The sequence below is a fragment of the Bauldia sp. genome (genome assembly GCA_037200845.1).
Lineage (GTDB): Bacteria > Pseudomonadota > Alphaproteobacteria > Rhizobiales > Kaistiaceae > DASZQY01.
This window is the reverse complement of record JBBCGQ010000001.1, coordinates 2,355,149-2,374,092: the sequence shown is the minus strand read 5'-3', so window position 1 is coordinate 2,374,092 and position 18,944 is coordinate 2,355,149. Positions and strand designations below refer to the sequence as shown.

The 18,944-nt window shown below is 67.4% G+C and carries 23 protein-coding genes; 6 read left to right on the top strand and 17 right to left on the bottom strand.

Annotated features, from left to right (window positions below; genetic code table 11):
- The first annotated feature begins 36 nt into the window (after window positions 1-36).
- A complete protein-coding gene (locus WDM94_11820; protein MEJ0013284.1) occupies window positions 37-216 on the top strand; it encodes a hypothetical protein in 180 nt (59 codons plus the stop codon).
- A 72-nt stretch (window positions 217-288) separates the two neighbouring features.
- On the opposite strand, the gene WDM94_11815 is transcribed toward WDM94_11820, so the two are convergent.
- Window positions 289-429, bottom strand: coding sequence for a hypothetical protein (locus tag WDM94_11815; GenBank protein ID MEJ0013283.1), 141 nt, complete (start codon window positions 427-429; stop codon window positions 289-291).
- A gap of 96 nt (window positions 430-525) precedes the next feature.
- Window positions 526-876, bottom strand: a complete 351-nt coding sequence (gene grxD / locus WDM94_11810) for a Grx4 family monothiol glutaredoxin (GenBank protein MEJ0013282.1) — start codon at window positions 874-876, stop codon at window positions 526-528.
- Between the two features lie 215 nt (window positions 877-1,091).
- Between grxD and WDM94_11805 the strand changes: the two genes are divergently transcribed.
- Window positions 1,092-2,240, top strand: a complete 1,149-nt coding sequence (locus WDM94_11805) for an MFS transporter (protein MEJ0013281.1) — start codon at window positions 1,092-1,094, stop codon at window positions 2,238-2,240.
- Between the two features lie 118 nt (window positions 2,241-2,358).
- On the opposite strand, the gene WDM94_11800 is transcribed toward WDM94_11805, so the two are convergent.
- The gene (locus tag WDM94_11800; protein ID MEJ0013280.1) at window positions 2,359-2,598 is read right to left on the bottom strand and encodes a BolA family transcriptional regulator; all 240 of its coding nucleotides are present in this window, start codon (window positions 2,596-2,598) and stop codon (window positions 2,359-2,361) included.
- 19 nt (window positions 2,599-2,617) lie between these two features.
- Window positions 2,618-4,819: a phosphoribosylformylglycinamidine synthase subunit PurL gene (gene purL / locus WDM94_11795; GenBank protein MEJ0013279.1), complete on the bottom strand. Its 2,202-nt coding sequence runs from the start codon at window positions 4,817-4,819 to the stop codon at window positions 2,618-2,620.
- A gap of 109 nt (window positions 4,820-4,928) precedes the next feature.
- On the opposite strand from purL, the gene WDM94_11790 reads away from it, so the two are divergent.
- Window positions 4,929-6,614 carry a DUF4166 domain-containing protein gene (locus WDM94_11790; GenBank protein ID MEJ0013278.1) on the top strand — a complete coding sequence of 562 codons (1,686 nt, stop codon included), beginning with the start codon at window positions 4,929-4,931 and terminating at the stop codon, window positions 6,612-6,614.
- Here the strand turns inward: WDM94_11790 and WDM94_11785 are convergent.
- The 5 genes from WDM94_11785 to purC are packed head-to-tail and all read right to left on the bottom strand — an operon-like array spanning window position 6,611 to window position 9,203.
- Window positions 6,611-6,967 carry a hypothetical protein gene (locus tag WDM94_11785; GenBank protein ID MEJ0013277.1) on the bottom strand — a complete coding sequence of 119 codons (357 nt, stop codon included), beginning with the start codon at window positions 6,965-6,967 and terminating at the stop codon, window positions 6,611-6,613. The two genes, WDM94_11790 and WDM94_11785, sit on opposite strands and share 4 nt — an antisense overlap.
- Entirely contained in the window at window positions 6,964-7,623 is a 660-nt protein-coding gene (purQ, locus tag WDM94_11780; protein ID MEJ0013276.1) for a phosphoribosylformylglycinamidine synthase subunit PurQ, read from the bottom strand. The genes WDM94_11785 and purQ overlap by 4 nt, the downstream gene beginning before the upstream one ends.
- A gap of 48 nt (window positions 7,624-7,671) precedes the next feature.
- The gene (locus WDM94_11775) at window positions 7,672-8,136 is read right to left on the bottom strand and encodes a hypothetical protein (protein ID MEJ0013275.1); all 465 of its coding nucleotides are present in this window, start codon (window positions 8,134-8,136) and stop codon (window positions 7,672-7,674) included.
- A 4-nt stretch (window positions 8,137-8,140) separates the two neighbouring features.
- Window positions 8,141-8,380, bottom strand: coding sequence for a phosphoribosylformylglycinamidine synthase subunit PurS (purS, locus tag WDM94_11770; protein ID MEJ0013274.1), 240 nt, complete (start codon window positions 8,378-8,380; stop codon window positions 8,141-8,143).
- A 58-nt stretch (window positions 8,381-8,438) separates the two neighbouring features.
- A complete protein-coding gene (purC, locus tag WDM94_11765; GenBank protein ID MEJ0013273.1) occupies window positions 8,439-9,203 on the bottom strand; it encodes a phosphoribosylaminoimidazolesuccinocarboxamide synthase in 765 nt (254 codons plus the stop codon).
- A gap of 279 nt (window positions 9,204-9,482) precedes the next feature.
- On the opposite strand from purC, the gene WDM94_11760 reads away from it, so the two are divergent.
- The 3 genes from WDM94_11760 to WDM94_11750 all read left to right on the top strand — a co-directional run bounded on the left by WDM94_11760 (window position 9,483) and on the right by WDM94_11750 (window position 11,426).
- Window positions 9,483-9,806 carry a DUF1476 domain-containing protein gene (locus WDM94_11760; protein ID MEJ0013272.1) on the top strand — a complete coding sequence of 108 codons (324 nt, stop codon included), beginning with the start codon at window positions 9,483-9,485 and terminating at the stop codon, window positions 9,804-9,806.
- Between the two features lie 3 nt (window positions 9,807-9,809).
- Window positions 9,810-10,580, top strand: a complete 771-nt coding sequence (locus tag WDM94_11755) for an aldolase/citrate lyase family protein (protein MEJ0013271.1) — start codon at window positions 9,810-9,812, stop codon at window positions 10,578-10,580.
- 153 nt (window positions 10,581-10,733) lie between these two features.
- Complete coding sequence (locus tag WDM94_11750; protein MEJ0013270.1) at window positions 10,734-11,426, top strand: TorF family putative porin; 693 nt, start codon at window positions 10,734-10,736, stop codon at window positions 11,424-11,426.
- A 68-nt stretch (window positions 11,427-11,494) separates the two neighbouring features.
- Here the strand turns inward: WDM94_11750 and WDM94_11745 are convergent, their stop codons facing one another.
- The 8 genes from WDM94_11745 to WDM94_11710 form a co-directional block, all read right to left on the bottom strand.
- The gene (locus WDM94_11745) at window positions 11,495-12,025 is read right to left on the bottom strand and encodes a glutathione peroxidase (GenBank protein MEJ0013269.1); all 531 of its coding nucleotides are present in this window, start codon (window positions 12,023-12,025) and stop codon (window positions 11,495-11,497) included.
- Window positions 12,026-12,027: 2 nt separating this feature from the next.
- Window positions 12,028-13,365 (bottom strand): adenylosuccinate lyase, encoded by a 1,338-nt coding sequence (gene purB, locus WDM94_11740; GenBank protein MEJ0013268.1) that lies wholly within the window; start codon window positions 13,363-13,365, stop codon window positions 12,028-12,030.
- Between the two features lie 395 nt (window positions 13,366-13,760).
- On the bottom strand, window positions 13,761-14,417 hold the full coding sequence (gene rpe / locus WDM94_11735; protein ID MEJ0013267.1) for a ribulose-phosphate 3-epimerase: 657 nt from the start codon (window positions 14,415-14,417) through the stop codon (window positions 13,761-13,763).
- Window positions 14,418-14,447: 30 nt separating this feature from the next.
- Entirely contained in the window at window positions 14,448-15,554 is a 1,107-nt protein-coding gene (locus WDM94_11730; protein MEJ0013266.1) for a branched-chain amino acid ABC transporter substrate-binding protein, read from the bottom strand.
- A 134-nt stretch (window positions 15,555-15,688) separates the two neighbouring features.
- The gene (locus WDM94_11725) at window positions 15,689-16,807 is read right to left on the bottom strand and encodes a branched-chain amino acid ABC transporter substrate-binding protein (GenBank protein ID MEJ0013265.1); all 1,119 of its coding nucleotides are present in this window, start codon (window positions 16,805-16,807) and stop codon (window positions 15,689-15,691) included.
- A gap of 130 nt (window positions 16,808-16,937) precedes the next feature.
- The gene (locus WDM94_11720) at window positions 16,938-17,315 is read right to left on the bottom strand and encodes a DUF6867 family protein (GenBank protein ID MEJ0013264.1); all 378 of its coding nucleotides are present in this window, start codon (window positions 17,313-17,315) and stop codon (window positions 16,938-16,940) included.
- A 22-nt stretch (window positions 17,316-17,337) separates the two neighbouring features.
- Window positions 17,338-18,081, bottom strand: coding sequence for an ABC transporter ATP-binding protein (locus WDM94_11715; GenBank protein ID MEJ0013263.1), 744 nt, complete (start codon window positions 18,079-18,081; stop codon window positions 17,338-17,340).
- Window positions 18,081-18,944, bottom strand: a complete 864-nt coding sequence (locus WDM94_11710) for an ABC transporter ATP-binding protein (GenBank protein MEJ0013262.1) — start codon at window positions 18,942-18,944, stop codon at window positions 18,081-18,083. Before WDM94_11710 ends, WDM94_11715 begins: the two co-directional genes overlap by 1 nt.

The window sequence follows — 18,944 nt, the reverse complement described above, 5'->3', positions numbered from 1 at the left end:
AGCAACGCAGGGCCGGGCAGCAGTAGGTCGGCGGCGATGACTTCGCCAAGCGGCTGGACGCCGTCCATCGCCAGCCCGAGGCCAGCGGCGACGGCGAACGCGGCGCAGGCCGCCTCGTCCCTACCGAAGCGGCGGCCGATGTTCCACACCGGCAACAGCGCCAGCGCGGCGAGCTCCAGCGAGACGGCGCGAGGTAGATGGCAGGCGATCCGGTGATCCACCCGCCGGCGCCACGACTACGGACAACAGACCGGGCAGCAGCCAGTTCCGCGCACCCAGCGCGAATTCTCACGGCACGACGCCGTAGCCGAAGATCAGGCGATGCGCCTGCTCTGGTGCCTGGAAGATTTCGTCGGCCGTGTCGTAGGACGGGAAGGCCAGCGCCAACCATGCACGCAGCACGAAGGCCGCAGCGAGGATAAGCGCCAATACAGATCAGGCCGCGCGGCGCGGCGGCCGGTCCCCCTGATGCCGCCCCCCCCCCCCCGCGACGATGCGCGGTGCCTACGCGACGATGCGCGGTGCCTATTCGGCCGGGGTTGCCGCGCCGGCGGCGACCGCGATGCCCTTCTCCGTCAGAAGCGGGGCCAGCTCGCCTTCCTGGAACATCTCGCGGACGATGTCGCAGCCGCCGACGAACTCGCCCTTGACGTAGAGCTGGGGGATCGTCGGCCAGTTGGAATATTCCTTGATGCCCTGGCGGATGTCGGCGTTCTCAAGGACGTTGACGCCCTTATAGTCGAGGCCGAGGTAGTCGAGGATCTGCACCACCTGGCTCGAGAACCCGCATTGCGGGAACGTCGGCGTGCCCTTCATGAAGAGCACCACGTCGTTGCTCTTAACTTCGTTGTCGATCCAGGCCTTGATGTCGCTCATGGTCGATAAGTCTCCGAAAGATTCCGTGCACATAGCATAGGAAGTCGCCGGGGCCGGTGCAATGCGGCCTTGCATCCCGCTCCGGTTGGCGGCATAAACCGCGCCATCGAAGGAAGGGACTTCCGATGACCAGTGGGATCAACACCTAGCGCTTTGTCGCCGGCCGGCCAGTCGCCCGGTCTCCCGCTTGTCTGCTTCTTTCGGTGATCCTCAAAATGGCGTTCTTCGGGAATGACGCGATCAATCGCGTCAATCTGCATTCCGGCATCCAGGCTCTGGCCCAGGGTTCCGGCGGCATCTTTTTCCTCGTTTTCCTGCTCCGTGCCGGGGTTTCGGTGCCGCATGCGCTGGTCGCGCAGGCAGCGATCCTCGGCGGGCGATTCGTGCTGCGGCCCGCGATCCTGCCGCTCGCCAAGCGCTGGGGGCTGAAGCCGCTGCTCATCGCCGGCACGCTCGGCCTTGCCGTGCAGTATCCGCTGCTCGCCGAGGTCGATGGCGTCGGGCCGCAGCTCGTACTGCTCCTCTGCGTCGTGTCGGTGGCGGAGATCCTGTACTGGCCGGCCTACAACGCGGCCTTCGCGGCGCTGGGCGATGCCGAGCACCGCGGCCACCAGATCGCCGCCCGCGAAGCAGTCGTGGCCGTGGTCGGCGTCGTCGCTCCTCTCATCGGCGCGTGGGCGCTGGTGACCGGTGGCCCACGCATCGCCTTCGCCGCGGTCGGCGTGATCCAGGCGATCGCGGTCCTGCCGCTCATCGGCATCCCCAACGTCGCGGTCAAGCAGGAGGCGCCGGGCGCGCTCCGGGCCGCCCGTCTCGGCGTGATGCTGACCGCGTTCGACGGCTGGTTCGACGCCTTCTACATCATCATCTGGCAGATCGCGCTGTTCGTCTCGCTCGGCGAAAGCTTCGCCGCTTACGGCGGCGCGATGGCGGTTGCCGGTCTGGTTGGCGGTGCGTGCGGCCTCTTCCTCGGCCGCATCATCGACGCCGGTCACGGCCGGCGCGCGGTGGCGATCGCGTTTTCGGTCGCGGCGGCGCTGGTCGCCTTCCGCTCCGCCAGCCTGCCGGTGCCGTGGGTCGCTGTGCTCGCCAATGCGCTAGGCGCCGTGTTGTGGCCACTGCTCCTGCCGGCGCTCGGCACTGCGACCTACAATCTCGCCAAGGCGGCGCCGTGCACGCTGCGCTTCAACATCGTGCTGGAGGCGGGATGGGACGTTGGCTGCGCCTCGGCCTGCCTGATCACGGCGGCCCTCGTCGCGACAGGCGTGCCGCTGGCGTGGTCGATCCTCTTGGCGCTGCCGGGCCTCGCGTTCGGGGCGCGGCTGCTGTGGCGCTACTTCCCGGCGGCCAGCGCCGCCGCCTAGGAGGCCGGCGCCGCGGCGCGAATTCGACCAGCGGGCGGTCGACCATGAAACTGTCGAAGTGGCTCTCGCCGGCCGCGCCCTCGGTCAGGCGGAATACGTCGGCCGCCTCGGCCATCTACTAGCCGTCCTGCGGCACGCTGGTCTGGAGGGCGAGCGCGTGCAGCGCCCCGCCCATGTTGCCGCGGAGCGCGTCGTAGACCAGCTTGTGCTGCTGGACGCGCGTCTTGCCGCGGAACGTCGCCGACACGACCTCGGCGGCATAGTGATCGCCGTCGCCGGCGAGGTCGCGGATGGTCACCGTAGCGTCGGGCAGCGCCGCCTTGATCAGGGCCTCGATATCGCCGGCGTTCATCGCCATGATCGGGCTCCTCTCGGGTTCAGCCGCCGGCCATGAAAGCCGGGAACCAATTTTCATGCGCGGCGCGCAGCTTTGCAACCGGGATCGCGTCAGCCTCGCCGAGTTTCACGTCGGCGCCGCCGGTGGTGCCGATCCACGGCGCAAACAGGCCGGCCGCCTCGGCCATCTCGTATACGCGGTCGAGGTCGTCGCGGCGGATGGCGACGAGGTAGCGGCTCTGGTCCTCGCCGAAGAATGTCTCGGCGGGCTCGACGTCGTTCAGTTCGGTCGTGGTGACGCCGATGCCCGACGCCATCGCCATCTCTGCCAGCGCCACCGCGATGCCGCCATCGGAGACATCGTGCACGGCGGTGGCGATGCCGTCGCGGATCAAGCCGCGGACGAAATCGCCGGCGCGCTTTTCATGCGCCAGATCGACGGAAGGCGGCAGCCCATCCTCGCGGCCAAGAATTTCGCGCAGCCAGATCGACTGGCCGAGATGCGTGCCCCATGCGGCCGGCGCGCCGACGCACAGCACGCATTCGCCGGCGGCCTTGAAGGCGATGGTCGCGACCTTCGTCACGTCGTCGACCAGCCCGACGCCGCCGATCGCCGGCGTCGGCGGGATCGCGGCGCCGTTGGTCTCGTTGTAGAGCGAGACGTTGCCCGATACGACCGGGAAGGCGAGGGCGGTGCAGGCCTCCGAAATGCCGCGGATGGCGTCGACCAGCTCGCCCATGATCTCCGGCTTCTCGGGATTGCCGAAGTTGAGGTTGTCGGTGACCGCCAGCGGCAGGGCGCCGACGGCGGTGAGGTTGCGCCAGCATTCGGCGACCGCCTGCTTGCCGCCCTCGAACGGATCGGCAGCGCAATAGCGCGGCGTCACATCGACCGAGAATGCGAGGCCCTTTCTGCCGGCGATGCGAACCACCCCGGCGTCGCCGCCCGGCCGCTCGATGGTGTCGCCGCGGATCAGCGTGTCGTACTGCTCCCACACCCAGCGGCGCGAGCTCATGTCGGGCGAGCCGAGAATGCGCAGCAGATCGGCGCCGATGTCTGTCGACTTCAGGCCACGGCCGAGCGGGGCAGGGCGCGCCTTGGCGACATGCGGCCGGTCGTATTCCGGCGCCTGGTCGCCGAGGTCCTTGATCGGCAGGTCGGCCTCGACCTTGCCCTTGTGGATGACGCGGAAGCGGAGATCGTCGGTGGTGTGGCCGACGACGGCGAAATCCAGCCCCCATTTGCGGAAGACTGCCTCGGCCTCCGCCTGCTTTTCGGGATGGAGCACCATCAGCATGCGCTCCTGGCTCTCCGACAGCATCATCTCGTAAGCCGTCATGCCCGCTTCGCGCGTCGGCACCTTGTCGAGATCGAGCTCGATGCCGAGGTCGCCCTTGGCGCCCATCTCCACCGCCGAGCACGTGAGGCCGGCGGCGCCCATGTCCTGGATCGCGACCACCGCGCCGGTGGTCATCAGTTCGAGGCAGGCCTCGAGCAGCAGTTTCTCGGAGAAGGGATCGCCGACCTGCACCGTCGGCCGCTTCTCCTCCGATGCATCGTCGAATTCGGCCGAGGCCATCGAGGCGCCGTGGATGCCGTCGCGACCGGTCTTGGAGCCGAGGTAGACGACCGGCAGGCCGACGCCCGAAGCCTTGGAATAGAAGATCGCATCCGTCTTCGCGATGCCGGCCGCGAAGGCATTGACCAGGATGTTACCGTTGTAGCCGCGGTGGAAATTGACCTCGCCGCCGACGGTCGGCACGCCGAACGAGTTGCCGTAGCCGCCGACGCCGGCGACCACGCCCGACACCAGATGGCGCGTGCGCGGATGCTCCGGCGCGCCAAAGCGGAGCGCGTTCAGCGCCGCGACCGGGCGCGCGCCCATAGTGAAGACATCGCGCAGGATGCCGCCGACGCCCGTCGCGGCGCCCTGATACGGCTCGATGAACGACGGGTGGTTGTGGCTCTCCATCTTGAAGATGACGGCGAGGCCATCGCCGATGTCGACCACGCCGGCGTTCTCTCCGGGCCCGCAGATGACGCGCGGCCCCGTCGTCGGCAGCGTGCGCAGCCAGCGCTTGGACGACTTGTACGAACAGTGCTCGTTCCACATCGCCGAGAAAATGCCGAGCTCGGTCAGCGACGGCTCGCGCCCGACAAGCTGCAGGATGCGATCGTACTCGTCCGGCTTCAGGCCGTGCGCGGCGATGACGGTCGGCGTGATGCGGGCGGCGGCGTTCATGCTCGGTGTGGCGGCTCCGAATCCTCGAACAAGGACGATGCATAGAGGATGCCAGCCGCGATTGGTATGGTGGCCGCAGGCTGTTGAAAAACAGAGGGATTCGGGGCGGGTGAAACAGGCCGGGCGGCTCACGGTGCTCATCGTCGGCGGCTACGGCACCTTCGGCGGGCGCCTCTGCGACCTGCTCGCCGACGAGCCGCGGCTGACGCTTATCGTCGCCGGCCGCTCGCTGGCCAGGGCGACGGCGTTCTGCGCCCGGCCATCGCAGGCGAAGCTGGTGCCGGCGGTCGTCGATCGCAACGCCGGTGTCGCCGCGGCCATCGCAGCGCATGACCCCGACATCGTCGTCGATGCCAGCGGCCCGTTCCAGGCCTACACGCGCGGTGCCTACGCCGTAGTCGAGGCGGCGCTCGCCGCTGGCGCCGACTATCTCGATCTTGCGGACAGCGCGGCTCTCGTCGCGGGCATCACGGCGCTGGACGCCCGTACGCGCGGTCTCGGCCGTTTCGTCCTGTCCGGCGCGTCGAGTTTTCCGGTGCTGACGGCGGCGGTCGTGCGCCGCCTCGCCGGCGATCTGCAACGCATCGACACGATCGCCGCGGGCATCGCCCCGTCGCCTTACGCCGGCGTCGGCATCAACGTCATCCGCGCGATCGCCTCCTACGCCGGCAAGCCGGTGCGCGTCATCGCCGACGGCGAACCGGTGGATCGGCCTGGCCTCGTCGCCAGCGTGACGCGGACGATCGTCGTGCCCGGCCACGTCCCGCTCGGTCCTGTCCGATATTCGCTGGTCGACGTTCCGGATCTCGTCGTGCTGCCGGCGTTGTGGCCCGGCCTCCGGTCAATCTTTACCGGCGCCGGGCCGACGCCGGCGATCCTGCATCGCGCTCTATCGGCGCTGGCGTGGCTGGTGCACGTCCGCGTGCTGCCGTCGCTATCGCCGTTCGCGGGCCTGATGGACTGGTGCGTCAACCATCTGCGCTGGGGCGAGCATCGCGGCGGCATGTTTGTCGATGTCACCGGCATCGACCGCGATGGGTGGCCGGCGGCGCGACGCTGGAACATGCTGGCCGAGGGCGACGCCGGGCCGCTCGTCCCGTCGATGGCGGCGGAGATCGTCATCCGCGCGTGCCTGGATAGTAAGCCGCCGGCCGCAGGTGCACGTGCCGCCGGGCCGGAGATCGACCTTGCCGACTACGAGCGCCGCTTCGCGGCGCGCGGCATCGTCACCGCGATCGATCACGGTGCGCCGGACTCTGCGCTGCCGATCTACCGGCAGATGCTAGGCGCTGCCTACGACCAGCTTAGCGCGCCGATTCAGCGCGCCCATGACGTTACAGGCACGTTGGTCCTGTCAGGCCGCGCCAGGGTCGAGCCGGCAGCCAACCCGATCGCGCGGCTCATCGGCCGCATCGTCGGCTTCCCGCCCGCCGCGGACGATCGGCCCGTGACGGTGACGCTATCGCGCGTAGGCGAGTGCGAAATCTGGGCGCGGAATTTCGACGGCCACGCCTTCCGCAGCGTTCAGTATCGCGGCACCGGCCGCAACGAAGGCCTGATCGTCGAGCGGTTCGGCCCGATCGCCTTCGCCATAGCCATGGTCGTGCGGGACGGACAACTACATCTGGTGCAGCGGCGGTGGACGTTCTTCGGCATCCCGATGCCACGCTTCCTGCTGCCGACCGGCGCGGTCTATGAGCACGACGCCGACGGCCGGTTCAATTTTCACGTCGATGTCGTGCTGCCGGTCGTCGGCCGCGTCGCCGGCTATCGCGGCTGGCTGGTGCCGGCCTAGCCGCAGTCGCTGCCGCCCTTCAGCCAGCGCGTGAGGTCGTCCTTGATGCGTGGCGCCAGCGCGGTGGCGAGCAGCGGACCGTATGCATCGGCGGTTCCCGCGCGCTTCGGCTCGACGACCAGAAGCGGACGACCGTTCGGTTCTTTCTTCGACACCAGCAGAATGCGTGGCGCACCGATGTTGATTTCCGGCACGTACCGATACGCCGCGAAGGCGGCGTCGCCGCTGAACCAGCATTTCTTCATCGCACCGGCGAGATGGGTCGCGAGCGTGTGGGCGGATTCGGGAACCGCCGCGGGTGCGGACGCCGACGCTGCCAGCAGCAGCGCCGCCGCGGCGATCACAAATCTCACGCGGCGAGACCGGCGAACAGCGCGCGGCCGTCGATGCCGCCCTGCAGCGGCTCGATCAGGTTCTCCGGGTGCGGCATCAGGCCCAAGACGTTGCGCTTGTCGTTCAGGATGCCGGCGATGTCGTCGAGCGACCCGTTCGGGTTGGCGCCGTCGGCGTAGCGGAAGGCGACGCGGTCCTCGCCCTTGAGGCGGCGGAGCGTCTCGTCATCGCAGCGATAGTTGCCGTCGCCGTGCGCCACCGGCGCGCGGATCGCCTGGCGCTTGGCGTAGCCACGCGTGAAGGCGCTCGCCGTTGTCTCGATGCGCAGCTGCACCTCGCGGCAGACGAAGCGGAGGCTGGCGTTCCGCATCAGCACGCCCGGCAGCAGGCCCGCCTCGCACAGAATCTGGAAGCCGTTGCAGACGCCCAGCACGAGCACGCCGCGCGCCGCCGCATCGGCGACCGCCCGCATCACCGGCGCGCGCGCCGCGATCGCGCCGGAGCGCAGGTAGTCGCCGTAGGAGAAGCCGCCCGGCAGCACGATCAGGTCGAGCGCGGGGAGCGCGGTCTCGGTGTGCCAGACCGACAGGGGCTTGACGCCGGTCACTGCTTCGAGCGCGACCAACATGTCGTGGTCGCGATTGGAGCCGGGGAAGGTAATGACCGCCGATTTCATGGGGACGCTTTAGCCGATTCCGGCCGCCGGATCATGCCGAATTTCAATTCAGTCCGCACTGATGCCGTGGAGAAGATCGAGGAACCGTTCTTCGGGCAGTCCCGGCAGGAAGTTGCAGGCGCCGCCAAAGCCGCTGGCCACCCGATACACGACGCCGTCTTTCTCGGCACAGGCCGCCAGTATTGGCGTGTCTTGCGCGCGGCAGCCACTCCATCGGGCTTTGGCCGTGAATGGCAGCGGCGTGCCTGGCAGAAGGGCCAGTGCGGTCTCGTCGCTCTCGTTGAGAGGCTCACACGTCGCGCCGGATTTTGTTGCGGTAACGTCGGCGGCAGCGAAATCCGGGCAATCGGCGGCGACGCAGGTGAAGGAGAGGGCGGCGATGCCCGATCGTTCCTCGGCACGCCAGACCGTGGCATCGTATTGAACTGTCGCTGCGCCGAGCGGGACGGACTTCGTCTCCGCATGCGCGACACCAGCGATGACTAGAACGGCGAGAGCGAACAGCAACCGCATCGCGTCAGACTATCGCGATCTCGTACTTCTCGATCACGGTATTCGCCAGCAGCTTGTCCGCCATCGCCTTCAGCGCGGCTTCCGCCTTCGCCCTGTCGGTCTCGCCGGTCTCGATATCGAAAACCTTGCCCTGGCGGACGCTCGCCACGCCGGCGAAGCCGAGGGAAGCGAGGGCGCCTTCGATGGCCTTGCCCTGTGGGTCGAGCACGCCCTGCTTCAGCGTGACGGTCACTCGCGCCTTCATGCTTCCCCCGAGACTGAAACGGCCGCCCGTGGGCGGCCGTCAGATAAACGATGCGAACCTACTGGACGAGGACCGGGCCCGATCCCTTCGGCCGCTCCTGCTCGATCAGGATGCCGAGCCGGCGGGCGACTTCCTGGTAGGCCTCGACGAGGCCGCCCATGTCGCGGCGAAAGCGGTCCTTGTCGAGCTTGTCCTTGGTCTGGATGTCCCAGAGCCGGCATGAGTCAGGCGAGATTTCGTCGGCGACGACGATGCGCATCATGTCGCCTTCCCAGAGGCGGCCGCACTCGATCTTGAAGTCGACCAACTGGATGCCGGCGCCGAGGAAGAGGCCGGAAAGGAAGTCGTTAACGCGGATGGCGAGCGCCATGACGTCGTCGATCTCCTGCGGGCTCGCCCAGCCGAAGGCGGTGATGTGCTCCTCGGAAACCATCGGGTCCTCGAGCTCGTCGTTCTTGTAATAGAACTCGATGATCGAGCGCGGCAGCACGGTGCCTTCCTCGAGGCCGAGGCGCTTGGCGAGCGACCCGGCGGCGATGTTGCGGACCACGACCTCGAGCGGAATGATCTCGACTTCGCGGATCAGCTGCTCGCGCATGTTGAGGCGGCGGATGAAATGCGTCGGGATGCCCATCTTGTTCAGATGGTTGAAGATGTGTTCGCTGATGCGGTTGTTGAGCACGCCCTTGCCGTCGACGATCTCGTGCTTCTTCTTGTTGAAGGCCGTGGCGTCGTCCTTGAAAAACTGGACGAGCGTGCCGGGCTCGGGACCCTCGAAAAGGATCTTGCCCTTGCCCTCATAGATGCGCCGGCGGTTCTTCATGGGCACATACCGCGGTTTGAGAAAGTCCATTCGGTCGGGGTTCCGGTGTCTGAATGTGGTCGCGACATGGTCATCCGCCGACTCATGTGGCGCGTGAGCCTGCCGCCACGGGGCGGACCCTATTCGATCGATCCACCAAGTACAATGCGGCGCGTGCGCCGCAAAATGCCCGGGAAACCGGCAGAAAACACAAGGCTTTACGAGCGTTGATTTAGGTTTGCCCAGGCGATATGCAAGGCCACCTCTTTTACGACGCCCGCCGGCCAAGGGAGCCGATTCATGACGACGTTCGACAAGCGCAAGGACGCCTTCGAGGGCAAGTTCGCGCATGACGCCGAGCTGCAGTTCAAGGCCGAGGCGCGGCGCAACAAGCTGCTCGGGCTGTGGGCCGCCGGCCTGCTCGGCAAGACCGGCGCGGCGGCCGACGCCTACGCCAAGGAAGTCATCGCCTCCGATTTCGAGAAAGCGGGCGACAGCGACGTGTTCGGCAAGATCCGCCGCGACTTCGACGCCGCCGGCGTCCAGCAGTCCGACCATCAGATCCGCCGCACGATGGACGACCTGATGCAGACCGCCATCAGCCAGATCCAGACCGAAGCCTGAACGATGGCGGTCACCCCGGTCCTGGCCGGGCGCCTGCGGGCCGGCGAGACGCTTCTGTCGGGCTGGTCGGCCATTCCCGAGCCGCTGGTCGCGGAAGGCGTGGCGCGGGCCGGCTTCGATGCCGTCGTCCTCGAGATCCAGCACGGTATGCACGACGTCGGCTCGGTGATGCGCGGCATCGCCGCGGTCGTGCTTGCCGGCAAGCCGGCGCTGGTGCGCATCCCGGTCGGGGACAACGCCACCGCCAGCCGCGTGCTCGACTTTGGCGCCGAAGCCGTGATCGCCCCCATGATCAACAGCGCCGCGGAGGCGCGCGCGCTGGTCGCCGCCACGAAATATCCGCCCGTCGGCGAGCGGAGCTGGGGGCCAAGCCGCGTGCTGGCGCTGCGCGGCACCGAGGCGCAACAGCACCTTGCCGGCGACAATGCCGTCTCGATGACCTTCGCCATGATCGAGACCCGCCGCGCGCTCGACGCGCTGGAGGAGATCGTCGCGGTCGAGGGGATCGACGGGATATTCGTCGGCCCCTCCGACCTGTCGGTCAGCCTTTCGGATGGCGCGCGGATCGCTCCGTTTGACGCGAGTCTCGACGGGCCTCTCGGCAGGATTGTCGAGCGCACTCTTGCCGCGGGAAAGACACCGGCGATCTACGCGGCAAATCCCGACCGCGCCCGCCATTTCCGCGCCATGGGCTTCCGGCTGATCGCGATGTCGTCGGACGTCAACTATTTGAGCGCGGGGGCCAAGGCCATGCTTGCCGCGTATTTTGCGTAGTTGCGGATCGGCAACAAACGCGGATTGACTGATTCCAGACAGCAACTTTGTCCTTTCCCCGAGTCGGGCTGTCATGTTTCTGTATGTGTCAACGGGAATCGGGGCGAAATTCACATGATCTATTCGACATTTGGGGTGAGCCGACTGGCTCTGGTGGGCGCGGCCTTTTTCGCGATGGCCGGCACGGCGATGGCCGACGACATGTTCGACGTCGCCTTCGGGGTGGCGGTCAACAGCGACTACATCTCGCGCGGTATCACGCAGACGGAACACAAGCCGGCAGTGTCCGGCTACATCGAGCCGAGCATCGGCATCGTCTACGGTGGTGTTTGGGCGTCGAATACCGAGTTCGACGGCGTGACCGATACCGAGATCGATTTCTATGCCGGCGTACGTCCTGAGGTCGGGCCGGTGTCGCTGGACTTCGGCTACAACTACGCGACCTCGGCCTCGACTCTGTCGACGGCGGGCGCGGGTGAGCTATACGCCAAGGCCGACATCGCCGCGAACGACAACACGACGATCGGGGCGCAGTTCTACGTCAATCCGGAAGATCCGTCCGCGACGTACGTCGAGGCGAACGCCGACATCACGTTGCCGCACGGCTTCGGCGTGTCTGGTGCGCTGGGAGCGGTCAGCAACAGCGACCTGCCGTACACGACCTGGAACGCCGGCATCTACTACGCTCCGGTGGAGTGGGCGAAGATCGACTTGCGCTACACGGCAACCAATCTTTCGGCGAGCGACTGCGGAACCTACTACGGCGCCAACGGCGACGAGTGCGACTCGCGCGTGATGGTCGGCCTGTCGATCGATACGTCGCTCTCCGCCCTCAAGGCGAAGTAGCCGCGACACGGTTCAAGGAATATCGCGATGGCCGGGCTTTGCCCGGCCATTTGCATTTGTAGCGGCCGCTAGGCGCCGAGTTCGCGTTCCACCGCGCCGACCAGGATCGGATCGAGCGGCACGAGGTCCGGATCGAAGCGGGCGACCACGTCGCCGTTGCGGCTCACCAGAAACTTCTCGAAGTTCCAGCGCACGCCCTTTTCCGCCTGCTTGGCGACGGCGCCGGGTCTGGGCGTCGCGCTCAGCGTGCGCGGCGGTGCCGACTCGGTGAGGAGCCGATAGAGCGGCGCCTGATCCTCGCCGCCAACCGACACCTTGCCGAACATCGGGAAATCGACGCCGTAGGTCGAGCGGCAGAAATCCTGGATCTCCTCGTTCGAGCCCGGCTCCTGGCCGGCGAAGTTGTTGGCCGGGAAGCCAAGGACGACGAGGCCCTTGTCCTTGTAGTCGGCGTAGAGCTTCTCCAGCCCCTCGTATTGCGGCGTCAGCCCGCACTTCGAGGCGACGTTGACGATGAGCAGGACCTTGCCGGCGTAGTCGCCAAGCTTTGCGGGCGTGCCGTCGATCTTCGGCGCGCTGATTTCGTAAATCGGCTTCATGGCTATCCTTTGCGGCCGGGCTTTTTCTTCGCCGGCTCAAGACCGAAGACGCGCTGGAAGATCACGTCGACGTTTTTCAGGTGGTACCCAACATCGAAAAGTGTGTCGATCTCGGCGGCTTTCAAGCGGCCGGTGACGGTTTTGTCCTTCTTGAGCAGCGCGGCAAAATCGCCCTTGCCGGCCCAGGCCTGCATGGCGCTCCGCTGCACGGCGGCATAGGCGTCCTCGCGGCTCATGCCCTTATCGGTCAGCGCCAGCAGCACGCGCTGCGAATGGATGACGCCGCCGAGGCGGTCGAGGTTGGCCCGCATCTTTTCGGGGTAGACGACCAGTTTGTCGATCAGGCCGGCCAGGCGGGCCAGCGCGAAATCGAGCGCGATGGTCGCGTCGGGGCCGATGACGCGCTCGACCGAGGAGTGCGAGATGTCGCGCTCGTGCCAGAGTGCCACATCCTCCAGCGCCGGGGTGACCATGCCGCGCACCAGTCGTGCGAGGCCCGTGAGATTCTCCGACAGCACCGGATTGCGCTTGTGCGGCATCGCCGACGAGCCTTTCTGGCCGGGCGCGAAATATTCCTCGACCTCGCCGACCTCGCTCCGCTGCAGATGCCGTATCTCCGTCGCCAGCCGCTCGATCGACGAGGCGACGACACCGAGGGTGGCGAAGAACATCGCGTGACGGTCGCGCGGGATGACCTGCGTCGAGATCGGCTCGGGGCGCAGCCCCAGCGCACGCGCCACGTGCTCCTCGACGCGCGGGTCGATGTTGGCGAAGGTGCCGACGGCGCCGGAGATCGCGGCGGTCGCGATCTCCTCGCGCGCGGCATGCAGGCGGCGGCGGGCGCGAACGAACTCGGCGTAGGCGACGGCGAGCTTCAGGCCGAAGGTCGTCGGCTCGGCGTGGATGCCGTGGCTGCGGCCGATGGTCGGCGTGTCCTTGTACTCGTGCGCGCGCCGGCGGAGCGCGGCGAGCAGCGCGTCAACGTCGGCGATGAGCAGATCGGCGGCGCGGGTGAGCTGCACGCTGAAGGCGGTGTCGACGACGTCCGACGACGTCAGTCCCTGATGCAGGTAGCGCGCCTCGGGCCCAACGATCTCGGCAACGTGCGTCAGGAACGCGATGACGTCGTGGCGCGTCTCGCGCTCGATCTCGTCGATGCGGGCGATGTCGAAGGTGGCGTTGTCGCCCCTGGCGTGCACGGCCTTCGCCGCGGCCTTAGGCGCTGCGCCGATCGCCGCCATGGCGTCCAGCGCGTGCGCCTCGATGTCGAACCAGATGCGTAAGCGGGTTTCAGGCGACCAGATCGCCGCCATCTCGGGGCGCGAATAGCGCGGAATCATCGGTCGCTCCGGTACGATTTTCGTGTCGCGGTGCGTTTATCAGACCGTGCCCACCGCGACAATCGAAGCCAGGCGCGGGCTCTACGGCATGTGGGTTGCATCCCTCCCTCGCCACCCCGGCGAAAGCCGGGGTCCAGTCGAATTGTCGAGCGTTCGCGTTCCATGACTGGATCCGGGCTTTCGCCGGGATGACGAGCGGGGGAGCGGCGCAGTGTCTGATTCTGCGTCGTGAAATGGCGGACGACCGCTCCCCAGTGTCGTCCCCGCGAAGGCGGGGACCCAGTAGACGCGGTCGGTGCCGATAAGTCCCGCCGGTGTTTACCGGATTCCCGCCTTCGCGGGGATGACACCCGAGAGGAGGCGGGCATGACACCGTGGGAGGTGGAGGTCGCGGCCTAACCGGCGGCGGCCTTGCGCAGCGCCGCGATGTTCGTCGCGTAGTCGCCGCGAAACACGGACGACCCGGCCACCAGCACTGTCGCACCGGCGGCAACCACCGCCCCGGCGTTGTCCGGCGTGATGCCGCCATCGACCTCGATCGGCACATCCCGGCCGCCGAGCAGCGCGCTGATCTCAGCGATGCGCCCGAGCGCCGCCGGCATGAACGCCTGGCCGCCGAAGCCTGGCTCGACGCTCATCACGAGCACGAGGTCGACCTGATCGACGAACGGTGCGATCGACGCGACCGGCGTGGCGGGCTTCAGCGTGATGCCCGCCTTCTTGCCCCTGGCTCGAATCGCGGCCAGCGAGGCGGCGACCTCGCGCTCGGCCTCGACGTGGATGGTGATGCGGTCGGCGCCGGCGTCGGCGAAGGCCGCGAGGTAGGGCGCCGCCGGCGCAATCATCAGGTGCACGTCGAGCGGCTTTTGCGTGTACGGCCGGATCGCTTTCACGACGTTCGGGCCCATTGTGATGTTGGGCACAAAGTGCCCGTCCATGACGTCGACGTGGATCCAGTCGGCGCCGGCGGCGTCGATCGCGCGCACCTCCTCGCCGAGGCGGGCGAAGTCCGCCGACAGAATCGAAGGTGCGATGAGAATGGGTCCGCTCATGGCGCGCGGACTAGCACGGGCGCGCGAATTTCAGAAGCCCGCCGGGGCGTAGTCGCCGCCGCGCCAGACGTACCAGTCGTAGCGGGGATCGCGGAGGTCGCCCTTCTCGTCGAAGGCGACCGGGCCGACGACGGTGGCGAACGATCCCGCAGTGAGCGCCGCCGCGAGCTTGTCGAAGTCGGTGCCGCCGGCGGCCTTGGCGGCGGCGACCCAGACCTGGACCGCGGCGTAGGCGGGCAGCGTGTAGCCGGCCGGGTCGATGTTCTTCGCCGCGAATTCCGCCACGACCGGTGCGGCGGCGGCCGCGGCGCGCGGGTCGCTCGGGTAGGCGACCAGCGTGCCCTCGGCGGCATCGCCGGCGAGGTCGGCGTAGTCCGGCGAGAGCAGCGCGTCGCCGGCGACGATGGTGGCGGTCATGCCGCGCGCCTTCATCGCCTTGGCGATGATCGCCGCTTCCGGGTTGGCGCCGCCGAGGTAGACCACGTCGATTGCCGCGGCCTGCAGGCGCGAGACCAGCGTGTTGTACTCCTTGCCACCGGGCGCGTAGGTGTCGCGGAGTACGATCGGCTTGCCGGCGCCGTCGAGTGCGGTGGCGGCCGCATCGGCGAGCGACTTGCCGTAGGCGGTGGTGTCATCGACCACGGCGACGTTGCCGGCGGTGTAGCGCCGCGCGATCATGCGGCCGGCGAAGGTGCCCTCGGCGTCGTCGCGCCCGGCGAGGCGGAAGACGCCCGGGCCGGCGCGGTCGTCGGTGAAGCCGGCGAAGGTGGTGCCCGGCGAAATCTGGACGATGTGCTCGGCGGCGTATACCGCGGCGCCGGCGATGGATGCCTTGAGGCACAGGTGGCCGACGACGAACACCGCGCCCTTGGCGGCGAGCGCGCTCGCGCCGGCGTCCGCTCTCTTGGCATTGCAGGCGTCGTCGACGACTTCGAGCACCAGCCTGGCGCCGCCGATGCCGCCGGCGGCGTTCGTGTCGGCGACCGCCTGCTCGACGCCGGCGCGCATCTGGGCCCCGAGCGGCGCGAATTCCCCGGTCATCGGCCCGGCGACGCCGATGACGATGTCGGCATGCGCCACGCCGGCAACGATCAGCGTTGCGCCAAGAATCGCGATGCGGACGGCGGAGCGGAGCATGGCGCGAGCCTGACACGGGGCAGGGGCGGCGCGCAATTCGCGACAACCGCGCAGGCGAGCCCGCGCCCGGCGCAAACAAAAACCCCGGCGTTGCCGCCGGGGTTTCCGTATTTCAAACGCTGAAGCGTGAAGGCCTACTGCTGAACGTAGGTGATCTTCCCGTCGGCGCCCTTCTTCCAGATGTACATGACGTAGTCGAGCGACTTGCGGTCACCCTTCGAGTCGTACTCGAGGTTGCCGATCGCCGTCTTCCACGGGCCGCCGGACTTGATGGTCTCGGCGACGGTCTTGGTGTCCGTCGTGCCGGCCTTGGTAATGGCCTGCGCCATGACCTGGACCGCGGCGTAGGTGTAAAGCGTGTACGCTTCCGGCTCGAAGCCGGCGTCGCGGAATTCCTTCACGATGCCAGCGGCATCGGGATTGAGGCGGGGATCCGGACCGAAGGTGTTCAGAACGCCTTCAGCGGCCGGGCCGGCGATCGAGGCGAACTCGTCAGAGACGATGCCGTCGCCGGAGATGAACTGCGACTTCAGGCCGGCGTCAGCCGACTGGCGAACGATGAGGCCGCCTTCGGTGTGCAGACCACCCCAGTAGGTGACCGTGACGCCCGCGTCCTTCATCTTCGAGATGAGGGCCGAGAAGTCCTTGTCACCGACGTTGATGCCTTCGTACATGACTTCCGTCACGCCGGCGGCATTCATCGCCTTCTTGGTCTCGTCAGCCAGGCCCTGGCCGTACGGAGTCTTGTCGTGAAGGATGGCGATCTTGCCGTCTTTGAAGTGATCGGCAATGTACTTGCCGGCAACCGCGCCCTGCTGGTCGTCACGACCGCACGTGCGGAACACGTCCCAGAGGCCGCGCTCGGTGACCTGCGGGTTGGTGGCCGACGGGGTGATCATCAGCAGGCCGTTCTCGGCGTAGACTTCCGAGGCCGGAATGGTGACGCCGGAGTTGAAGTGACCGGCGACAAAGGTCACGCCGTCGCCGACGAACTTGTTGGCAACCGACACGCCCTGCTTCGGATCGGAAACGTCGTCGCCGAGCTCGATGGTGAAGGTGTTGCCGCCAGCACCGCCGGCCGCATTGATGTCCTTGACGGCCTGCTCAGCACCCTTCTGGAGCTGGGCGCCGAAAGCAGCGTTCGGGCCGGTCAGCGGGCCGGCGACGCCGAGCTTGATCTCAGCGGCCGACGCGTGGGCGACGAACGCGAGCGCGGCAGCAAATACCACGCCCGAAAGGAGTTTTGACTTCATGTGTAGTTCCCCTGTTACGAACAATATTGAAGGATTTTAGTTGGCAGGTCAGTGACTTGCAGGGCGCACGCAGGGAGAAATTCCCAGGCCGCCATCATGGTGCGGATTTATGCCGGTTTTTGCGGATTTGTCACTTGCTTTCGTGAGCCGGCAGGTCTGCGCCCGGTCGTGCTCGCCAGGAAAAAGGACCGGTGCGCTCGTAAAGCCAGCCATATTGCGCAACCATCTGGCGAGCCAGCGTAAATCGGTAGGCAATAGTGCCAATGATGAGCAGGATTATTGCGTCAACGAAGTAGTAGTGCAGGCTGAAGAAAGTCTGGGTGAACAGTGCGTAGTACATGAAGCGCACGGCGACGCTGAGCCCCAGCACCGACAGCAGAAGGATCGGCCACGGCCGCCACATCTGCGCCGTCGAACGGCCGCTCACCCACGCCGCGCCGCCGCCGAGCCCGATCGTGACGAAGATGAACAGCAGTATCGACTGGCCCTCGTAGATTACGCCCTGCATACCTGCTCCTGTCGTCCGGCCGTCAGTGTTTCACGCCGCCTTCGAGATAGGCGTCGCGCACCTCGGGCCGCTGGAGAAGTTCGCGTCCCGTGCCCGACATCGTGATCTTGCCGTTCACCAGCACATAGCCGCGGTGCGACAGCTTCAGCGCCTGGTAGGCGTTCTGCTCGACGATGAACACCGTCAGCTTCTGCGACTGGTTGAGTTCGCGGATCGAGGCGAAAATCTGCGACGAGATGATCGGGGCGAGGCCCAGCGACGGCTCGTCGAGGAGCAGCAGCTTGGGGCGCGCCATCAGCGCGCGCGAGATCGACAGCATCTGCTGCTCGCCGCCGGAGAGCGTGCCGCCGCGCTGGTTGATGCGTTCCTTGAGGCGCGGGAAAAGCGTGAAGACCTTCTCGACGTCTTCCTCAAAATGCTGGCCGTTGTCGATCGAGGCGCCCATCTGCAGGTTCTCGTACACCGACATGCGCGGAAAGATGCGGCGGCCTTCCGGCGACTGGGCGACGCGCAGGCGCGCGATCTCGTGGGTGGGCAGCTTGGTGATGTCGCGGCCGTCGTAGCGGATGCTGCCGTCGCGGGCGCGCGGGTTGCCGCAGATGGTCATCATCAGCGTCGACTTGCCGGCGCCGTTGGCGCCGATCAGCGCGACGATCTCGCCGGCGTGCACATCGAGATCGATGCCGCGAAGCGCCATGATCTTGCCGTAGAAGGTGGTGACGCCGCGGATCTGAAGGAGGGGGGCGGCGCCGTTGGTCTCGGCCATCAGTGCGTCTCCGCCGTTTCGAGCTGGCGGGTGACGGTGCCGACTTCCTCGTCTTCGACGCCGAGATAGGCGGCGATGACCTTCGGATCGTTGCGCACCTCGCTCGGCGTGCCGTCGGAAATCTTGATGCCGTATTCGAGCACGATGACGTGGTCGGAAATCTCCATGACCACGGACATGTCGTGCTCGATGAGCAGCACCGAGGTGGCGTGCCTGTCGCGGATGCCGATCAGCAGCTCGTTCAATTGCGCCGACTCGCGGGCGTTGAGGCCGGCGGCGGGCTCGTCGAGGCAGAGCAGCTCGGGATCGGTGCACATGGCGCGTGCGATCTCGACGCGGCGCTGGGCGCCGTAGGGCAGGTCGGCGGCGGCGTCGTCGGCGCGGTCGATGAGGCCGACCTCGTTCAGCCAGTCGCGCGCCTTTTCGACCGCGGCGCGCTCGGCCCTGCGGTAGCTCGGCAGGCCGAGAATGCCGAACAGCGACATGCCGGAGGCGACCATCAGCTTGTTGTGCTGGGCGACGAGCAGGTTTTCCAGCACCGTCATGCCGCCGAATAGGCGGATGTTCTGGAAGGTGCGGGCGACCTTGGCACGCGAGGCGATGCGGAAGTCGGGCATGCGCTCGAGCAGGAACTCCTTGCCGCCGCGCTGGCGCAGCCGGATCATCCCCTCGGTCGGCTTGTAGAAGCCGGTGACGCAGTTGAACACCGTCGTCTTGCCGGCGCCGTTCGGGCCGATCAGCGCGGTGATCTCGCCGCGCTTGCCGCGGAACGAGAAGTCGTTGATGGCTACCAGGCCGCCGAAGCGCATGGTCAGGTGATCGACGGCGATGATCGGCAGGTCGGCTGCCGCGGCACTGTCCAT

Excerpts from the sequence above, each read along its gene's own strand:
- WDM94_11820 (MEJ0013284.1), top strand. The coding sequence starts at position 37 with ATGACTTCGCCAAGCGGCTGGACGCCGTCCATCGCCAGCCCGAGGCCA.
- grxD (MEJ0013282.1), bottom strand. The coding sequence starts at position 876 with ATGAGCGACATCAAGGCCTGGATCGACAACGAAGTTAAGAGCAACGAC.
- WDM94_11805 (MEJ0013281.1), top strand. The coding sequence starts at position 1,092 with ATGGCGTTCTTCGGGAATGACGCGATCAATCGCGTCAATCTGCATTCC.
- WDM94_11800 (MEJ0013280.1), bottom strand. The coding sequence starts at position 2,598 with ATGGCGATGAACGCCGGCGATATCGAGGCCCTGATCAAGGCGGCGCTG.
- purL (MEJ0013279.1), bottom strand. The coding sequence starts at position 4,819 with ATGAACGCCGCCGCCCGCATCACGCCGACCGTCATCGCCGCGCACGGC.
- purQ (MEJ0013276.1), bottom strand. The coding sequence starts at position 7,623 with ATGAAATCGGCGGTCATTACCTTCCCCGGCTCCAATCGCGACCACGAC.
- WDM94_11775 (MEJ0013275.1), bottom strand. The coding sequence starts at position 8,136 with ATGCGGTTGCTGTTCGCTCTCGCCGTTCTAGTCATCGCTGGTGTCGCG.
- purS (MEJ0013274.1), bottom strand. The coding sequence starts at position 8,380 with ATGAAGGCGCGAGTGACCGTCACGCTGAAGCAGGGCGTGCTCGACCCA.
- purC (MEJ0013273.1), bottom strand. The coding sequence starts at position 9,203 with ATGAAGAACCGCCGGCGCATCTATGAGGGCAAGGGCAAGATCCTTTTC.
- WDM94_11760 (MEJ0013272.1), top strand. The coding sequence starts at position 9,483 with ATGACGACGTTCGACAAGCGCAAGGACGCCTTCGAGGGCAAGTTCGCG.
- WDM94_11755 (MEJ0013271.1), top strand. The coding sequence starts at position 9,810 with ATGGCGGTCACCCCGGTCCTGGCCGGGCGCCTGCGGGCCGGCGAGACG.
- WDM94_11745 (MEJ0013269.1), bottom strand. The coding sequence starts at position 12,025 with ATGAAGCCGATTTACGAAATCAGCGCGCCGAAGATCGACGGCACGCCC.
- purB (MEJ0013268.1), bottom strand. The coding sequence starts at position 13,365 with ATGATTCCGCGCTATTCGCGCCCCGAGATGGCGGCGATCTGGTCGCCT.
- rpe (MEJ0013267.1), bottom strand. The coding sequence starts at position 14,417 with ATGAGCGGACCCATTCTCATCGCACCTTCGATTCTGTCGGCGGACTTC.
- WDM94_11730 (MEJ0013266.1), bottom strand. The coding sequence starts at position 15,554 with ATGCTCCGCTCCGCCGTCCGCATCGCGATTCTTGGCGCAACGCTGATC.
- WDM94_11725 (MEJ0013265.1), bottom strand. The coding sequence starts at position 16,807 with ATGAAGTCAAAACTCCTTTCGGGCGTGGTATTTGCTGCCGCGCTCGCG.
- WDM94_11720 (MEJ0013264.1), bottom strand. The coding sequence starts at position 17,315 with ATGCAGGGCGTAATCTACGAGGGCCAGTCGATACTGCTGTTCATCTTC.
- WDM94_11715 (MEJ0013263.1), bottom strand. The coding sequence starts at position 18,081 with ATGGCCGAGACCAACGGCGCCGCCCCCCTCCTTCAGATCCGCGGCGTC.
- WDM94_11710 (MEJ0013262.1), bottom strand. The coding sequence starts at position 18,944 with ATGGACAGTGCCGCGGCAGCCGACCTGCCGATCATCGCCGTCGATCAC.